The following is a 16,295-nucleotide window of genomic DNA, read 5'->3' as shown; positions in this document are numbered from 1 at the left end:
GATTATTTTTGTATTTCTTTAAATTTTTCTAGTAATTTTTCTTTTCCTTCATTAATTAGAAGTTCGTTATATTTAGTATATAGTTCACGACAATGAGCTAACTCTTTTAAAGCTCATTGTTCATCTTTTCATTCTTTAACAATAACTGCTTTTTTTTGTAACTGTTTATATTGGATAAAGAAATTTTTAATTTTTGCTAAAGTATGTTCAGGAACATCTTTTAAAGATTTAAGATGATTAAAATGCGGGTCATCGGCTAAAACACCAAATAGCTTAGTATCAATTTCACCACCATCAATCATTTCTAAGGCTCCAAGAATTCTAACATTGGCTTGACATCCAGCAATTGTTGGATATGTTGCTAAAGCAATAACATCAAGCGGATCACCATCTCAGTCTAAAGTATTTTCAATACAACCATATTCGGCAGGATAAACATTAGCACCATATAAAACACGATCTAAAATAATTCTTTTAGTTTCAAAATTATATTCATATTTGTTACTACTACCAGTAGTAATTTCAATAATTACAGGAACGATATTATTTTCCATTAATAAATTTTCTCCTTTTCTTTATTTGTAAAAATATTATACAATAAATATGTTGAAATAACGGTAATTAATTAAGGAGTAATAAATTAATGAGAAAGACAACAAGATTGTTATGAGTAACATTTAAAAATGATAGTCAATTAACAATTAAAAAGCTAGTTTTAATTGCTAATTTTTTAGCTATTTGTTTATTAGTGGGTTATATTAGTAAATTTATTCCGCCTTTATTTTTGCCTTACTTAAAATTAGAATTTATTGATGTTTTTATTATTATTGCTTTTCCGTTTTTAGGAATTATTTATACTTATTTTTTAGTATTTTTAATTCCTTGAATGTTAATGCTAATTACTAGTGTTAGTGGTCCAATTGCTTATTTAGCTTTAATGTTAGCAACAGGAGGATTTTATTCAATATTTTTAATTGTCCAAATACCATTATTTTTTATTATTCAATTTTGTGGATGAACAAAAAATAGTTCTGGTAAATTTTTAACAATTATTGTTTGAATTATTAGTATTTTTTTAGCAGCCATCATTAATTCATTTTGAATGACTTTTTTAAATTGAGCTTTTATTTTGGAATTATATGGGATGGCATCTTTACGAAATCAATTATTTGTAGTTTTTTTACCATTTAATTTAATAAAATTTTGTTTGGAAGCTTTAGTTTATAGTTTAATCATAACAGCAACTTGACCATTAATTGAAAAAAATGCTAACGCAAGTTATTATATTTTATTATAATTATATTAGAGAAATGAGGCGGTAGTAGTGAAAATTGAACAAACAAGGATGGAACGATTTTCGCTCTTACGAGAGCAAATTAATCGTGAGATTGAGTTAGATCAAGCATTATTGCAAGAAGAAGAGTTATTGCAAGATTATATTACGCGTTTTAGTCATATTGATAAGGAATATTTTCAAGAATTTCTTGATAATATTAATCAAGAATGAGAACTATTAAGTCCTCAACTACATCAAGACCATTCAAAAGATTTTATTAATTTTGAAGTTAGATATGAAATTAATCAATATTTAACCGATATTCGTAGTAAGTATGATTGTGATTTAAATGATAATGTTAATTTACAGCAAATTTTACAAGACCATAATTATCATCATAAGTTTGGACAGCATTTAAATGGTACTAGTGAAAGTAAATATCAAGAAATAATTTTAGCATTAGAAAATTCTGTTAAAAATTTACAAACTAAAATTTCTTCAGAAACGGAATTGGCCCAGCAAGTAATTAAAATCTATCAAGAAGATTTAAAAAAGCATCCCGAGGCGTTAATGCCTAGTAAAAAACCGTTAGTAGAATTATTATCCAATTCAGCAGTAATTACTGATGAGCAATTTAATCAGTTAGTAACAAGGTTTAAAAAACAAAAAATTAGTTTTAAATGATTGGTATTGTTAATAATTGGTAGTATTATCTTGATTATCGCATTATTAATTGTTCTTTTACTTTTATTAATTCAATAATATCATTATATTAGATGTATAATTTATTAGAGGTGGAATAAAAATGAAACAGATAAATATTGCTATTGATGGACCAGCTGGAAGTGGTAAGTCAACAACTGCTAAATTAGTCGCTAAACGGTTACATTATATTTTTATTGACACTGGCTTAATGTATCGGGCTTTGACACTTTATTGTTTAGTAAATAAAATTGATATTGATGATAATCGAGCAGTTATTAAGGTGTTGACTAATATTAGATTTAGTTATGATGCTAATGGCAATATTTATGTGAATGGGGTAAAACAAAATTCTTATGATTTAAGTAGTAAAAAGGTTGTTGAGTATGTTAGTCCTATTAGTGCTATCAAAACAGTAAGAACATTTATGGTTAAAAGTCAAAGAGCAATTGTTCAAGGTTTTGGTTATATTCTTGCAGGGAGAGATATTGGGACGGTTGTTTTACCTAATGCGCAATTAAAAATATTTTTAACAGCAACAGTTAGTAAAAGAGCACAAAGAAGAGTGGAACAAGCACGACAACAAGGAATAGTTTTAGAATTGTCTAATGTTCAAAATAATTTACAAGATCGTGATCGTCAAGATTCCGATCGTAAAGTTGGTCCCTTAAAGAAAGCAAATGATGCGATTGAAATTGATAATAGTAATTTATCTTTAGATCAAATTGTTGATTTAATTGCAACAATGGCTTATGAAATTAAAAAGAAATCAATGCTTTTTGCAAATGCATAGTTAGGAAAAAATAAAATGAAAAATTCTGCAATTGTCGCTATTATTGGGCGACCTAATGTTGGTAAGTCAACATTATTTAATCGCTTGATTAAAAATCGTTTATCAATTGTTGATGATACAGTAGGAGTTACGCGGGATCGGATTTATCAAAAGGCACAATGACTTAATCGTGAATTTTGATTAGTAGATACAGGTGGTCTTGGTTTTGGTAATGATGAATTACAAGAACAAATTTTGTTACAAGCACAAATTGCGATTGAACAAGCGGATGTTATTATTTTTACTACTAACTATCAAGAACGCTTGCAAGATGAGGAAAAACAAATTGCTAAAATGCTTTATGGAATTAATAAACCGGTTATTTTGGTTGTTAATAAATATGATAATCAACAAGTTAATAATGAACTATATGAGTTTATTCAATTAGGATTTGGTGAACCAATTGCTGTTTCGTCAACGCATGGGATTGGGATTGGTGATTTGTTAGATAAAATTATTTTTAGTTTAAATCAGTTAAATTTAGAAATAAAACCAGATCTTGAAAATGAAACTAAAATGGCTATTATTGGCCGACCGAATGTTGGTAAGTCTAGTTTAACAAACGCATTATTAAATGAATCGCGGGTTGTGGTTTCTAATGTTCCAGGCACGACAACTGATGCGGTTGATAGTTCATTTGTTAGAAATGGGCAAAAATTTGTTGTTATTGATACGGCGGGAATTAGAAAACGAGGAAAAGTTCAAACAAATTTAGAAAAGTATAGTGTTTTGCGGGCTTTAAAAGCTGTGGAACGAAGTGATATTGTTTTATTAGTATTAGATGGTAAAGAAGGTATTAGAGAACAAGATGCTAAAATTGGTGCCATTGCGAAAGAGGGTTATAAACCGGTAATTATTGTTGTTAACAAATATGATGAAATGGAAAAAACAAAAAAAACCTTAGATGATTTTCGTAAAGAAATTCAAGTTCATTTTAAATATCTTCATTATGCTTTTGTAATTTTTGTTTCGGCATTAAAAAATGCCCATCTTGGAAAGATTTTTCAAAATATTAATAAGATTCAAGAAAAACAAAATTTACGAATTCAAACTAGTGTTGTTAATGAAATTCTTAGTAAGGCTCAATTATTACATCAACCACCTATTTTTCAAGGTGAACGATTAAAGATATATTATGCTACGCAAGTAAGTAAGCAACCGATTACTTTTGTTTTATTTGTTAATAACCCGAAGCATTTACATTTTTCATATGCAAGATTTTTGGAAAATCAGTTACGAGAATATTTTGACTTTCAAGGAATTCCTTTACGATTGATTTTTCGTCAAAGAAAATAAATATTTAAGGAAGGTAAAAAGAATGCAAAAAATTATTATTTTAGGAACTGGTGCATTTGCTAGTGCTTTGGCACAAGTTTTAGCAGATAATAAAAATGAAGTATTAATGTATGGTATTGAAAAAAGTGAAGTTGATGATATTAATAATAATCATCAAAATAGTAAATATTTTCAAGAAATTCGTTTAAATGAAAATATTGTGGCGACTAATGATTTAAAACAAGCTTTATGTGATGCTAAAGTTATTGTTTTTGCGGTTCCTTCGCTGGTTTTACCTAGTGTTTGTCAGCAAATTAATGAGTTAGTAACTTATCCAGTGCATTTTATTAATATTGCTAAAGGTTTTGACCCTAATAGTGGTGAAAGGTTATCATTAACAATTCGCAAAAATTTAAATCCTGATATTATTGAAGATTTGTCAGGACTATATGGCCCTAGTATTGCGATTGAAATTGTTCAAAGATTTTCCACACAAGTAACAGCGGTTAGTGAGAATTTATTATATGCAAAAAAAGTTCAACAATATTTTAATAGTGAAAATTTTTCGGTGACGATTACTAATGATTTTATTGGTGTTGAATGTGCTAGTGCATTAAAAAATGTTGTTGCGATTATTTCGGGAATGTTAAAAGGTCAAAATGCTAGTGATAATACTGTCGCATCTTTTATTACTATTGGTTTAAATGAAGCAATTAAATTTAGTAATAAAATGGGGGGAAAGTCAGAAACATTTTTAACGCCAGCTGGAATTGGTGATTTAATTTTAACAGCAATGTCACCGAAATCTCGTAATTATCAATTTGGTTATGAAATTGGAAAAACTAATGATCCAGAAACTGTTATTAAGCAATTGCAAAAAACTGTTGAAGGTTTTGGTACTTGTCGGTTGGTTAATGAACAAATGCTAAAATTAAAGTTAAACCTCCCTTTATTTGCATTATTATATAAAATTCTTTATTTATATGAAAATCCGCAAATTGTAATTAACGACTTTTTAAAACATTTTCCAATTGAATAAAAATAATGAACATAAATTCGTTAAATATTTTTCATAAGTGAAGACTTTTATTACAGTTTTATAAGGTTCTTTTAATTACTGAAGATGAATTAATTATTTTATTATTACTAATGCATTTATTATCGGAAGAATATCAATTTATAACTCCACGGGAATTAGAAAATTTTTCTAATTTTGATGTTAACAAAATTGATAAATTATTAGTTCAATTATTAGAAAAAGATTATTTACAAATTAGTAATTTTAATGATAAGTTAACAATGTCATTAACGCCATTATTTAATAGGATTTTTCAGATGTTGCAAGATGATAATGTAATTATTGAAGATAAGTTTGTTGATATTAATAGTGTTTTAGTAACACCGTTATCTTTTGAACAAAAATTATTTATTGAGCAACATTTGAATGATGAAAATTTAATTAATAAGGTGCAATCGTTAAAAAGTAATAATAAAAAAACTAATTTTATTAAATTACAACAATTGATTTTAAATTCTAGTAATAAAAAAGGTTTATCACAATTTAATTGATTAATTACTGATATGATTGATGCCATAAAAAAGGAGGAATAATTTTATGAAAAATGATAATAGTTTTAAATTGGCAAAAGAGGATATTTTAGAAAAAGAATTTCAAATTAATTTTAAAGGTTATGATGCCCAAGAAGTTGATCGGTTTTTAGATATTGTTCAAAAAGATTATGATGCTTTTAATAAAATTATGGAAACTCATATTGATGAAATTTCGCGTTTAAAAGAAAAACTTAAAGAAATAATTGAAGAACATGAAAAGTTAAAAAGTAATTATGAAATTGTTATGCAACAACGAGATAAGTTAGAAGAAAAAGGTTTACGAAATGTTGATATCATAAATCGGTTAAGTAAACTTGAAAGTAAAGTTAATAAATAGTAAAATGGATATGAGATTAAAAATCCGTGCTAATCGCTGTTAGAAATTTATTTTTAATAGAGGAAAGTCCACACTCACACTAGCTGTGATGCTAGTAATGTTTATGCTTGGATAAAAAATAATCCAAGGATAAGAAATAGCATCTGCTGTTTCTTAGATGGCTAATTAATAACCTAAGTTAATTATTTAATATGGTTTAGTAGTTTATAAAAGTGCCATAGTGACGATGCTAATGAGAAATTATTAGAGTGGAACGCGGTAAACCCCATAAGTGAGAAACCCAAATTATGGTAGGGGAACTATTAATTGCGAATGATAAGTAATTAATGGATATTTGTTAACATTTAAAGGTTAATTAATATAGATAAATGATTAGCACTTAAGGCATTGATGTCTTTAAGAACAGAATGTGGCTTATGAGATTTTTAATCTCGTTTTTTTATTTTTAGGTTATAATTATTTAATATAGGAGGGTTGCTAATGAATTTACCAAATAAAATAACATTAGTACGAATTATTTTAGTACCAATAATTTTAATTTTAATGTTGTTAGGCGGACCATTTGATAACTATAATTTTGTTAGTGGTAGTATTAGTATTGATAGTAATGTTAAAATTAATATTCTTTGAATTATTGCAGGGTTCCTTTTTATTATTGCTTGTTTTAGTGATTGATTAGATGGTTATCTTGCTAGAAAAAATAATCAAGTAACAAACTTTGGTAAGATTGCTGATCCGATTGCTGATAAGATGTTGACTAGTGGTGTTTTAATTATTATGACAATTCCGCAAATTATTCCGGTTTGAGTAACATTAATTTTGATTTCTCGCGATATTTTGCTTGATGGGATAAGAATGTTTTTAGCAACTAAGAAAGTTGTTATTGCTGCTAATTATTATGGTAAATTAAAAACGCTAATGCAAATGGTGGGGTTAACATTATTATTTTTTATTAATCATATTTGATTTGGATGAGATAGTGGTTGAGGTTCATGAAAGTATCATATTATTTTAATACCAATGTATTTATCATTATTGCTTTCAATTTGGAGTGCAATTACTTATATTTTTGGAATTAAACAAAGCAATCAAAAATAAATACTAATTAGGAGGAAAAAAAGTTGCACGATTTAGTTAAATTATTAGAAAAGAAAAATTTAACCATTAGTAGTTGTGAAAGTATTACAGGAGGAGCTTTTAGTGAAGCATTAGTTAAGACGGAAGGAGCTAGTAAAGTATTTCGTGGTGGGTTAATAGCTTATAGTGCTCATTCTAAAGTTCATTTAGCAAGAGTTCAGTTAACAACTTTACAATCATTTGGTGCTGTTAGTGTTGAAACAGCTATTGAAATGGCACAAAACGCAAAAAATTTATTTGATAGTGATATGGCAATTAGTTTTACTGGTAATGCTGGTCCTGAAAATCATGAAAATAAGCCATTAGGTTTAGTATATATTGCATTGGCTTATAATAACAAATGTTTAGTTTATGAATATCAATTATCGGGAAATCGCAAACAAATTATTAATAAATGTGTTAAATTAACTAAAGAATTAATTAAAGAAAATTTAAAATAAACTAGGAAAAGTTTATTTTTTTTGTTAATTTATTTAGTGGAGGTAAGAAAATGTCAAAAAATAAAACAAATACTACCGAAATTATTAATCGCGAAGAACTTTTACAACAAGCATTACAAACAATTATTAAAGAATATGGTCGGGATGCGGTTGTAGATATGAATAAAAAACTGCCATCCAAAGATAATGTCATTAGTTCGGGAAGTTTATTATTGGATATGGCAATTGGGATTGGTGGGTATCCTCGGGGCCGAGTTATTGAAGTTTATGGTGCTGAATCTTCAGGAAAAACCACTTTGGCATTACATGCCATTAGTGAAGTTCAAAAGAGTAATGGTAAAGCGGCTTTTATTGATGTAGAACATGCGTTAGACCCAAATTATGCTCAAAAAATTGGTGTTATTTTAGAACAATTAATAATTGTTCAACCAGATTCAGGTGAGCAAGCGTTAGGGATATTAGAAGTTTTTGTTAAATCAAATGCTATTGATTTGATTGTAATTGATTCTGTGGCAGCATTAACTCCCCAAGTTGAATTAGATGGTGAAATGTCTGATCAAACAATTGGTGCGCAAGCGCGATTAATGTCAAAGGCATTACGCAAGTTAAATTCATATATTGCTAAAACTAATTGTTTGGTTTTTTTTATTAATCAAATTAGAGAAAAAGTAGGAATTATTTTTGGTAATCCAGAAATAACCCCCGGAGGTAGAGCATTAAGATTTTATTCATCATTACGAGTTGAATTAAGAAGAAGTGAACAAATTCTGCTTAATAATCAATTGGTTGGTTATAAAACTAAAGTTAAAATTGTTAAAAATAAAGTTGCTGCTCCTTTTCAAATGACAGTTTTAGATATTTACTTTGATCGGGGAATATGTAAGTTAGAAGAATTGATTTCATTAGGTTTAAAGGCTAATATTTTGCAAAAAAATGGTTCTTGATATAATTATGGTGAGCAGAAACTTGGTTTAGGTCGTGATAAGGTTAGAGAATTTTTTATTGCTAATGTTGATTTACAAGAACAGTTGCATTGTAATGTTGCTGAGTGATTACAGACTGTTAAGTAATGTTTAATCGCAAGTCTTTTAACAAAGACTTGCTTTTTGTTTTTTAATCTTGATATTGGTATTTAATTAGTTATTAAAAAATGATATTATTTAATAGGTAAACATTAAAGTAATGTTTTAAACTAATTATCTATTATTTAAAAAAAAAAAATTAAATTTTATTAATAATTTGAAAAGAAAATTAACTATTCAGAAAGGAAAATTTATGAGTAAATTAGAATTCGGTCTTTTGGTTGGAATTTTTTTGGCATTGGCGATTGGCATTGGCGTTGGTCTGTTAATTAAGTATTTTGTTCGTACTAGTAATGATAAAAAGAGTCAAATAAAATTGGAGCAAGCAGAACGAGAAGCAAAAAATATTATTCAATCAGCAAAGGCAGATATCAAAGTAGAAATTGCGCAAATGAAAAAAGAAGTAGCAATGGATTTAGAACAAAGAAGAAGTCAAAGTAATAATTATGAAGCCTTATTAATGAAACGCGAAAAAAATATTATTGAACACGAAGAAGTGTTGGAATCTCAATATCGTGAAATTCTTCAAAAAAAAGATAATATTAAAAAAATTGAAGAAAACTATTATGATAAGTTAGACAAAATTGTTTTGAAATTAGAAAAAGTTGCGGGACTTAGTCAACAAGAAGCAAAAGTAGTTTTGTTTAAGGAATTAGAGGAGAAACTTGATTTAGAGTTAGGACAGTTAATTAAAAATCGTGAAAATGATGCTAAAATTAAAGCAAAAAATATTGCTGACAATATTATTGCTGTTGCTATTGAAAAGTATGCCCATGATGTTGTTGCTGAAAAAACAACAGCATTTGTTAAGTTACCTAATGATGAAATGAAGGGACGAATTATTGGTAAAGAAGGTAGAAATATTAAGGCTCTTGAACAAGCGGCAGGTGTTGATATTATTATTGATGATACTCCAGAAGTGATTCAAGTGGCATCTTTTAATCCGATTAGACGAGAGATTGCGGTTCGAACTTTAAATTCATTAATGCGCGATGGGCGAATTCAACCAATAAGAATTGAAGAAGTTTTAAAGAAAACCCAAGATGAGTTGGAAACTTTAATTCAAGAAACTGGACAAAAGGTACTTAATGACTTAGGAATTACTAATATGAAGCTTGGATTAGTTTATTATCTTGGAAGATTACGATATCGTACTAGTTTTGGTCAAAATGCTTTACAGCATTGTATTGAAGTAGCAAAATTGGCAGGAACAATGGCTGCTGAGTTAGAATTGGATGAAAAATTAGCAAGAAGAGCGGGTTTATTACATGATATTGGTAAAGCAATTGATTATGAAATGGATGGTTCGCATGTTAATTTGGGGGTGCAATTAGCAAAAAAATATGGTGAACACCCGCTAATTATTAATGCTATTCATGCGCACCATGGTGAGGTTAGTCCGCAAAGTATTTATGCGGTTTTAGTAATGGCAGCGGATACTTTATCGGCAGCTAGACCGGGAGCAAGAAATAACTCTTTAGAAGAGTTTATTCAAAGAATGCAACAAATTGAAGAAATTTGTCAATCAATTCCTGGGGTACAAAAATCTTATGCTGTTCAAGCTGGAAGACAAATTAGAATTATTGTTGATCCTGGTAAGGTTAGTGATGCTAAGGTTTATAAAATTGCTCATGATGTGAAAATTAAAATTGAAAAAGAAATTACCATTCCTGGCGATATTCATATCACTGTTATTAGAGAATTAAGAGCTAATGAGGTTGCTCGTTAAAATTAAATAATAAAATAATTAGGAACAATTTATGATGATGTTGTTCCTTTTTGATATTAAGTGGTTAAATGCTTGTATTTTTATTTTAAAGTGATTAAAATAATAGCAAGTAAAAGTAATTATTAAATTATCTATAAAAGTATTATTATCAATAGTATAATTTTAATTACTTTTTATTTGTTATATGAAGGGAATGTGTTGATTTAAATGAATAGAATTTTAAAGCAGTTACTAACTTTTACTTTTATTATTACACCAATAAGCACAATAATTGGTTGTAATACAGGTAGTTTTAATGATGACAATTTTAAAATAAAAAATGCGAAGCTTGCGGCAGCAACTAATGAATTAACAAATAAAGTTCTTAACCCTTTGTTTTTAGAACAAACTATTGTTGGCGATAATATTGTTAATTTAATTACCAAAAAGTTATCAGATTGTATTGCGGGATTATTATTTTTATATGTTAGTGATGTTACGATTGAATTAAAAGGTAATAATATTATGGTTTTGAAGGATGTTGATGTCATTAATGTTAATGTTATTTTAAAAGGAAAAGCGATTGATAAAAATAAAACCGAAGTTAAAATTGAAAGGAAAATTACTATTAATGAAAAGCATCGTCGGGTTTTAGATAACGAAGCTAGTAATATTTTAAATAAGTTTAAAACTATTGAGAATGTCTTTCATTATCATTCAATTAAAGAAATGACATATGCATTACAGCAACAGATACCTAATAATAAAGAAAATGATTTAAGGGTTAATATTGAAATTGATAATAATGATTGAGAGCAAGTGATGCAAACAGAACCAACGGTTTTTTATGCGCTGAAAGTAAAAATATCAATATTACATCATACAGTTTTAATTAAAACAAAGGATATTGTTGTTAAGGTATGGGGTTTATTTGAACCGATTAAGAATTATTTGGATAATTTTAAAGATATTCTTGAAGAAAATTGTTATTTTGTAAAGAAGAAGTGATTGAAGCTGTAAAAAATTCCGTTGTTGCTGTAGTTCCTAATAATATTACGATAGAATATGAAGTGTTAAATTGAAAAGACCCCTATGTATCTGGAAGTTTTGATGCCGTAGTTATTGTTAAAGCAATAAAGGATGGTAAAGAAATTAATACTATTCAAGTTAATGTGAAAGTTAAGGAATTAAAAAGTGCGATTAAATCTTATTTAAGTAAGTTTAAAAATATTGATGTGCCTAAATATTATCATAATGAAGATGAAGTTATGGAAGCCATTAAAGAATTAGTTGATGTTTCACCGCCAAAAGGAATTACAATTGTTAGTAAAGTTTTGCATTGAGATTTAGTCGCTACTAGTGAATTATCAAATGTTGACTTAGAAGTTGTTGTTAAAGCAATGAATAATACTACTGAGGTTGGTGAAGTTAAGCTTAAAGTTAAGGCGATTACTTGTAGTGAAAAAATTAAAAACGAAGTAAGTAACTATTTAAATAAGTTTAATAGTATTGCTGAAACTCGTGCTTATAAAAATGAGCAAGATATTGAACAAGTAGTTAGAAATTTAGTTACGGAAATGCCACCAGTTGGTGTTAAGATAAAATATGAAGTTTTAGATTGAAAAAAAGTTTATATTAGTGATTATGATGTCCAAGTTAAAATTCAAGCAATTCATATAATTGTGAAATTTTAGAAACAAAAACTATTACTGTTAAGGTCTTGGCTTCAACAGGTGAAGAAATAAAAGATTATATTCATTCAGAACTTGGAAGGATATTTCCTGAAAATAAAACAATGATTAATGAACCTCTTGCAACTATGTCTGAGTTTATAAATTATTTACAAAATAAAACAAAAGATATTTATAAAGGCAATTATGAATTATTAATCGTTCCTAATGAAAGCGATTGAAATGATAAAGTAATAACGGCTGCTGGTAAAAGTTTTGGGCAAGTTACGGTATTATTTCAATTAAGAGAAAAAAATTCTCGTGATATTATTTCTGATAGTGATAAAAAGATTAATTTTTTAGTTAAAACAAAACCTAGAAACAATTCATAATTTAAAGAGCAGAAAAGAGAGAATATAAATTCTCTCTTTTCTACGATATCTATAAATTTCTTATTACATATGATATAATTATTAGCGAAGTTAAAATTTATAAATAAATGGGGTATAAAAATGTTTACTGATTTTTTGGCGAATCGTATTACTAAAGCTATTAAGAAAAATATTAAGACATCAACTTTAACAGAACAAAATATGGAAGCTACTTTAAGTGAAATTAAACTTGCTTTATTAGAGGCTGATGTTAATTTTAATGTGGTAAAAGAATTTGTTAATAATGTTCGTGATCTTGCAAAGGGAGAGTTTATTCTTGAAGGTTTAAAACCTGAACAAATGTTAATTAAAATTGTTCATAATGAGTTAATTCGTATTATGGGACATAAAGAACATTTATTGAATCTTAATAAACGACCAACAGTTATTATGATGGTGGGGTTACAAGGAAGTGGAAAAACAACCACAACAGCTAAGTTAGCAAATTTATTACGAAAAAAGTATCATAAGAATTCTTTGTTAGTTGCTTGTGATGTGTATCGGCCAGCCGCCATTGAGCAGTTAAAATCGTTAGGTAAGCAATTAGACATTCCTGTATTTTCATTGGATAATGAAAAAGATGTTGTTAAAATTGCTAACAATGCTCTTAATTATGCAATGGAAAATAAGTTTGATGTTGTTATTGTTGATACAGCAGGAAGATTGCATATTGATAGCGTATTAATGGATGAATTATCTAATTTAAAACAAAATATTAATCCCCAAGAAATTCTTATTGTTGTTGATGCGATGACAGGACAAGAAATAATTAATGTTACTGAACGATTTCATCAATATCTTAATTTAACAGGAACAATTCTTTCTAAATTAGATGGTGATGCTCGTGGTGGAGCGGCACTTTCTATTAGTCATTTAACTAAAATTCCGATTATGTTTGCTGGTACAGGAGAAAAGGTTGAAGCATTAGATATTTTTTATCCTGAAAGAATGGCTGACCGAATTTTAGGGATGGGCGATGTTCAAAGTTTATTTGAAAAAGCTCAAGATGTTGTTGATGAAAGATCAATTCAGAAAACAATGAATCGAATGATGATGGGACAATTTGATTTAGATGATTTAGCTAATCAAATGAAACAAATGTCAAAGATGGGTAAACTTTCAGGAATAATTAAAATGATGCCTGGGGTTAATAATCTTAGTGATGCCAAAATTGAAGGTGCTGAAAGTAAACTATTAGTTACAAGAGCATTATTAGATTCAATGACTAAAAAAGAACGAAGAGATCCACGACTTTTAAAACATTTAAAAAGAAAAAATCGGATTATTAAAGGTTCGGGACGAAATGAAAAAGAATTTAATAATTTAATAAATCAATTTGAAAAAGCTAAAAAAAGTGTTGATGCAATGGCAAAACAAATTAAATCAGGAAGAATGCCAGATTTTAGTAAGTTTAAAAGATAAAGAATTTCTAATCCTTAGTTAAGAATTAGAAATTCTTTTTGTCACGATTATCTTTTTGAAAGTAAGTATTTTAAAATTTCCGAAGATAAATTAGCATCACTAATATTAGTTAGTATGGTGCGTCCTTGATAAATTAAATCGGTCATTGAACCATTATATTTGGATGTAATCCCAAAACTAAATCCTCAATGCGGTAGTGTTGTCGATTTTTTTTCATTACCTCATGGGTTATATGTTTTAGGATTTATTGTTAAGATAAATTCATTATTTTGATTTGTTTTATCTAATTTAAAGGCACAAGGGTTAACTAAATCCATTGGTGAATTCATTACAGGTTTACCAGCAAAAATATATTGAGCGTATTCTTTATACATTGCTATTCATTTATCAGCTTGTTGTTGTGTTCAATCGCTTTTACTTTCTAGATAAGGTGTGAAAACTAACTTGGTAATAAATAAAAATTTTATTTCGTTTCATCATAGTTGTTTTGTTATGGAGTTATTACGAAATCTTGGTATCATTTCATTGCCATTAGTATAATATAGAAAATCACTTTTTTCTTTATTTAATATGGGATATTTATCTACGGTGCTATTAAAAGTTAAGTAATGATTAGAGCAAAAAGCATTACCTTTTTGATAATCTAATCGGATTGTTTCCGTAGTTTTTGTTATGGGCGATCATTCATTAAATGATGCTTGGGCGCTATCAATTGGTTTAATATATTTGGCTGCTTGCTCCAAATTAATATTTAAGTGTTTCTTAAATTTAAAAGTTAATTGATTACTTTCTTCATTGTTTAATCATCCTTTAGTATCTCAATATGGGCGCATAAAGTTTTCTTAGGTAGGAAAATATTTGAATAAGTATTAAGGCAGTCAGTAATGATTGTCTTTTTATTTTATAAGGTGTTAAAAATTTGTTCTTTGAAAATTAAATACAAGTGAATTAATAATGTTGGTATGTATTAAAGCACGATAAATTGTGGGTGGTCGCCATAACCAAAAGAAGTTTACCAGTTAATAGATAACACCCTATTAGCTATAGCAATTTGTTTCGTTTTGCAATAAAAAAATGAATGGGTGGATTTCCTAAAAATATACACGCTATTAAATTAGTTCCAAGGGTAGGATGCGGATGTTAAAGTGTAGAAATTTCTAAATAGGGGTATGCTAAGTTTAAAATTATTAAAATATTTATCTAATTAAAAAAACAAAATTTAATAACAAAGCTTGTTAAACACTTAAATCTGCGATATATAAGTGTTTAAAAAACTAAGTTAGTTAACTTAGTTAATATAACTTAGTTTATCTATAAGAAAGGTAATTTATTATGAAAAACATTGAAAACATTTTCTTAAATACTAAAAAATATCTCTTAAAAGAAACGCAAAACGCAATGCTTATTAAAGCACCAAAAATACCGTGATTTAATGAACAAATCGGCATTTGGTTTCCAAAACGATTTGTTTATAAAGGAAAATACGAAAATTCAATTTGTATTGGAATAATAAAAGATAGTAAATATCAAGTAATCTCAATTAATCAAAAAGAAAAAGAAACCAAATTAATTAAGGGACAAGAATTATTAGGCTTCTTCATTGCCGAAAAAGAAAACAACAAAAAAGATATAAATTATAACTATTTTAAAGGAGATTAAAAATGAATATTGCGATTGGAATAATATTTATTATCATTTGCATAATGCTATTGGCATATTTTGCTTATAAAATTTATGCCAAAATAAAAATGCGAATTAAATATAAAAATGCCATTAAAAATAATACTGGTAATTTTACAAAAGACGAAAAAGTATTTATTGCCCGCTTTGAAGAATGAGTTAAAGCTCCTAATTCAAAAGAAAATAATGAGAATAAAAAATAATGTTTTGAAAAATTATTATGGAATTTTTAGAACTGTTTGTTCCGATAGAAAAAATGCCTGCACAAGTTGCTTTTATTGCCGGATTAATTATTATCATTACTTTTCTTTTCGCGTTAATTTCAATTATGTATTTACCAATAAAAATGATTTTTGGGAGATAAAAAATGACAGTAAATTTAAAAGAATTTAATTGAGAACAAATTAAACAAACTTTCTGAGATTTATTTATTCAAATTACAACTATTCCCGCTCATATTAGTGGTGGTAAAGAAATTGATTTAACCCAAGAAACACTTTGACTTTTAATAGCAAACATTGCTTTTTGATTATTAACAGCGATTATGGTGTGATTTATTCTAATGCTACTTTGAAAAACCATATCAGTATTTAGATAGAGACAAAAGTAATGTCGCGGAGTTACATTGTGATGCATTCACAAAGAAATTCAAAATTAATTAGGAAAAAATACAATCATGTTAAGGTTAACCG

21 protein-coding genes and 1 other RNA gene are annotated in these 16,295 nt (G+C 27.5%); 20 read left to right on the top strand and 2 right to left on the bottom strand.

Annotation, left to right across the window (positions count from 1 at the left end):
* Positions 1-2: 2 nt before the first annotated feature.
* Positions 3-554: an inorganic diphosphatase gene (locus tag AAHF53_RS02985; protein WP_338968526.1), complete on the bottom strand. Its 552-nt coding sequence runs from the start codon at positions 552-554 to the stop codon at positions 3-5.
* A gap of 89 nt (positions 555-643) precedes the next feature.
* On the opposite strand from AAHF53_RS02985, the gene AAHF53_RS02980 reads away from it, so the two are divergent.
* The 16 genes from AAHF53_RS02980 to ffh all read left to right on the top strand — a co-directional run bounded on the left by AAHF53_RS02980 (position 644) and on the right by ffh (position 13,923).
* Positions 644-1,297, top strand: a complete 654-nt coding sequence (locus AAHF53_RS02980) for a hypothetical protein (RefSeq protein ID WP_342189424.1) — start codon at positions 644-646, stop codon at positions 1,295-1,297.
* A 27-nt stretch (positions 1,298-1,324) separates the two neighbouring features.
* Entirely contained in the window at positions 1,325-2,038 is a 714-nt protein-coding gene (locus AAHF53_RS02975; protein WP_342189423.1) for a hypothetical protein, read from the top strand.
* Between the two features lie 43 nt (positions 2,039-2,081).
* The gene (cmk, locus tag AAHF53_RS02970) at positions 2,082-2,771 is read left to right on the top strand and encodes a (d)CMP kinase (protein WP_342189422.1); all 690 of its coding nucleotides are present in this window, start codon (positions 2,082-2,084) and stop codon (positions 2,769-2,771) included.
* Between the two features lie 15 nt (positions 2,772-2,786).
* A complete protein-coding gene (der, locus tag AAHF53_RS02965; protein WP_342189421.1) occupies positions 2,787-4,106 on the top strand; it encodes a ribosome biogenesis GTPase Der in 1,320 nt (439 codons plus the stop codon).
* A 22-nt stretch (positions 4,107-4,128) separates the two neighbouring features.
* The gene (locus tag AAHF53_RS02960; RefSeq protein ID WP_342189420.1) at positions 4,129-5,124 is read left to right on the top strand and encodes an NAD(P)H-dependent glycerol-3-phosphate dehydrogenase; all 996 of its coding nucleotides are present in this window, start codon (positions 4,129-4,131) and stop codon (positions 5,122-5,124) included.
* 5 nt (positions 5,125-5,129) lie between these two features.
* Positions 5,130-5,696: a hypothetical protein gene (locus tag AAHF53_RS02955; protein WP_342189419.1), complete on the top strand. Its 567-nt coding sequence runs from the start codon at positions 5,130-5,132 to the stop codon at positions 5,694-5,696.
* Positions 5,697-5,700: 4 nt separating this feature from the next.
* The gene (locus AAHF53_RS02950; protein ID WP_338968539.1) at positions 5,701-6,033 is read left to right on the top strand and encodes a DivIVA domain-containing protein; all 333 of its coding nucleotides are present in this window, start codon (positions 5,701-5,703) and stop codon (positions 6,031-6,033) included.
* Positions 6,034-6,054: 21 nt separating this feature from the next.
* Positions 6,055-6,455, top strand: an RNA gene (rnpB, locus tag AAHF53_RS02945) — RNase P RNA component class B.
* A gap of 58 nt (positions 6,456-6,513) precedes the next feature.
* The gene (pgsA, locus tag AAHF53_RS02940; RefSeq protein WP_342189418.1) at positions 6,514-7,131 is read left to right on the top strand and encodes a CDP-diacylglycerol--glycerol-3-phosphate 3-phosphatidyltransferase; all 618 of its coding nucleotides are present in this window, start codon (positions 6,514-6,516) and stop codon (positions 7,129-7,131) included.
* Between the two features lie 23 nt (positions 7,132-7,154).
* Positions 7,155-7,610, top strand: a complete 456-nt coding sequence (locus tag AAHF53_RS02935) for a CinA family protein (protein ID WP_342189417.1) — start codon at positions 7,155-7,157, stop codon at positions 7,608-7,610.
* A 50-nt stretch (positions 7,611-7,660) separates the two neighbouring features.
* Entirely contained in the window at positions 7,661-8,680 is a 1,020-nt protein-coding gene (recA, locus tag AAHF53_RS02930; protein WP_342189416.1) for a recombinase RecA, read from the top strand.
* Positions 8,681-8,885: 205 nt separating this feature from the next.
* Positions 8,886-10,421 (top strand): ribonuclease Y, encoded by a 1,536-nt coding sequence (gene rny, locus AAHF53_RS02925; protein WP_342189415.1) that lies wholly within the window; start codon positions 8,886-8,888, stop codon positions 10,419-10,421.
* 207 nt (positions 10,422-10,628) lie between these two features.
* On the top strand, positions 10,629-11,420 hold the full coding sequence (locus AAHF53_RS02920; protein ID WP_342189414.1) for a hypothetical protein: 792 nt from the start codon (positions 10,629-10,631) through the stop codon (positions 11,418-11,420).
* On the top strand, positions 11,384-12,094 hold the full coding sequence (locus AAHF53_RS02915; protein ID WP_342189413.1) for a hypothetical protein: 711 nt from the start codon (positions 11,384-11,386) through the stop codon (positions 12,092-12,094). Before AAHF53_RS02920 ends, AAHF53_RS02915 begins: the two co-directional genes overlap by 37 nt.
* A 26-nt stretch (positions 12,095-12,120) precedes the next feature.
* Positions 12,121-12,462, top strand: a complete 342-nt coding sequence (locus AAHF53_RS02910) for a hypothetical protein (RefSeq protein ID WP_342189412.1) — start codon at positions 12,121-12,123, stop codon at positions 12,460-12,462.
* A gap of 120 nt (positions 12,463-12,582) precedes the next feature.
* Entirely contained in the window at positions 12,583-13,923 is a 1,341-nt protein-coding gene (ffh, locus tag AAHF53_RS02905) for a signal recognition particle protein (protein WP_338968504.1), read from the top strand.
* A 47-nt stretch (positions 13,924-13,970) separates the two neighbouring features.
* On the opposite strand, the gene AAHF53_RS02900 is transcribed toward ffh, so the two are convergent.
* Entirely contained in the window at positions 13,971-14,756 is a 786-nt protein-coding gene (locus AAHF53_RS02900) for a hypothetical protein (RefSeq protein WP_342189411.1), read from the bottom strand.
* A gap of 499 nt (positions 14,757-15,255) precedes the next feature.
* Here AAHF53_RS02900 and AAHF53_RS02895 point away from each other — a divergent pair, with 499 nt between their 5' ends.
* From AAHF53_RS02895 to AAHF53_RS02880, 4 genes are read left to right on the top strand one after another with little or no spacing between them, the layout of a single operon-like run.
* Positions 15,256-15,582, top strand: a complete 327-nt coding sequence (locus tag AAHF53_RS02895) for a hypothetical protein (protein WP_338967683.1) — start codon at positions 15,256-15,258, stop codon at positions 15,580-15,582.
* Between the two features lie 2 nt (positions 15,583-15,584).
* A complete protein-coding gene (locus AAHF53_RS02890; protein WP_342189410.1) occupies positions 15,585-15,806 on the top strand; it encodes a hypothetical protein in 222 nt (73 codons plus the stop codon).
* On the top strand, positions 15,806-15,967 hold the full coding sequence (locus AAHF53_RS02885; RefSeq protein WP_339023857.1) for a hypothetical protein: 162 nt from the start codon (positions 15,806-15,808) through the stop codon (positions 15,965-15,967). Before AAHF53_RS02890 ends, AAHF53_RS02885 begins: the two co-directional genes overlap by 1 nt.
* A 3-nt stretch (positions 15,968-15,970) precedes the next feature.
* A complete protein-coding gene (locus tag AAHF53_RS02880) occupies positions 15,971-16,201 on the top strand; it encodes a hypothetical protein (protein WP_338967679.1) in 231 nt (76 codons plus the stop codon).
* Positions 16,202-16,295: the final 94 nt, after the last annotated feature.

Source organism: Spiroplasma endosymbiont of Dilophus febrilis, assembly GCF_964030685.1.
Lineage (GTDB): Bacteria > Bacillota_I > Bacilli_A > Mycoplasmatales > Nriv7 > Nriv7.
The sequence above is the reverse complement of the archived record's forward strand: the minus strand, read 5'-3'. Positions and strand labels throughout refer to the sequence as shown.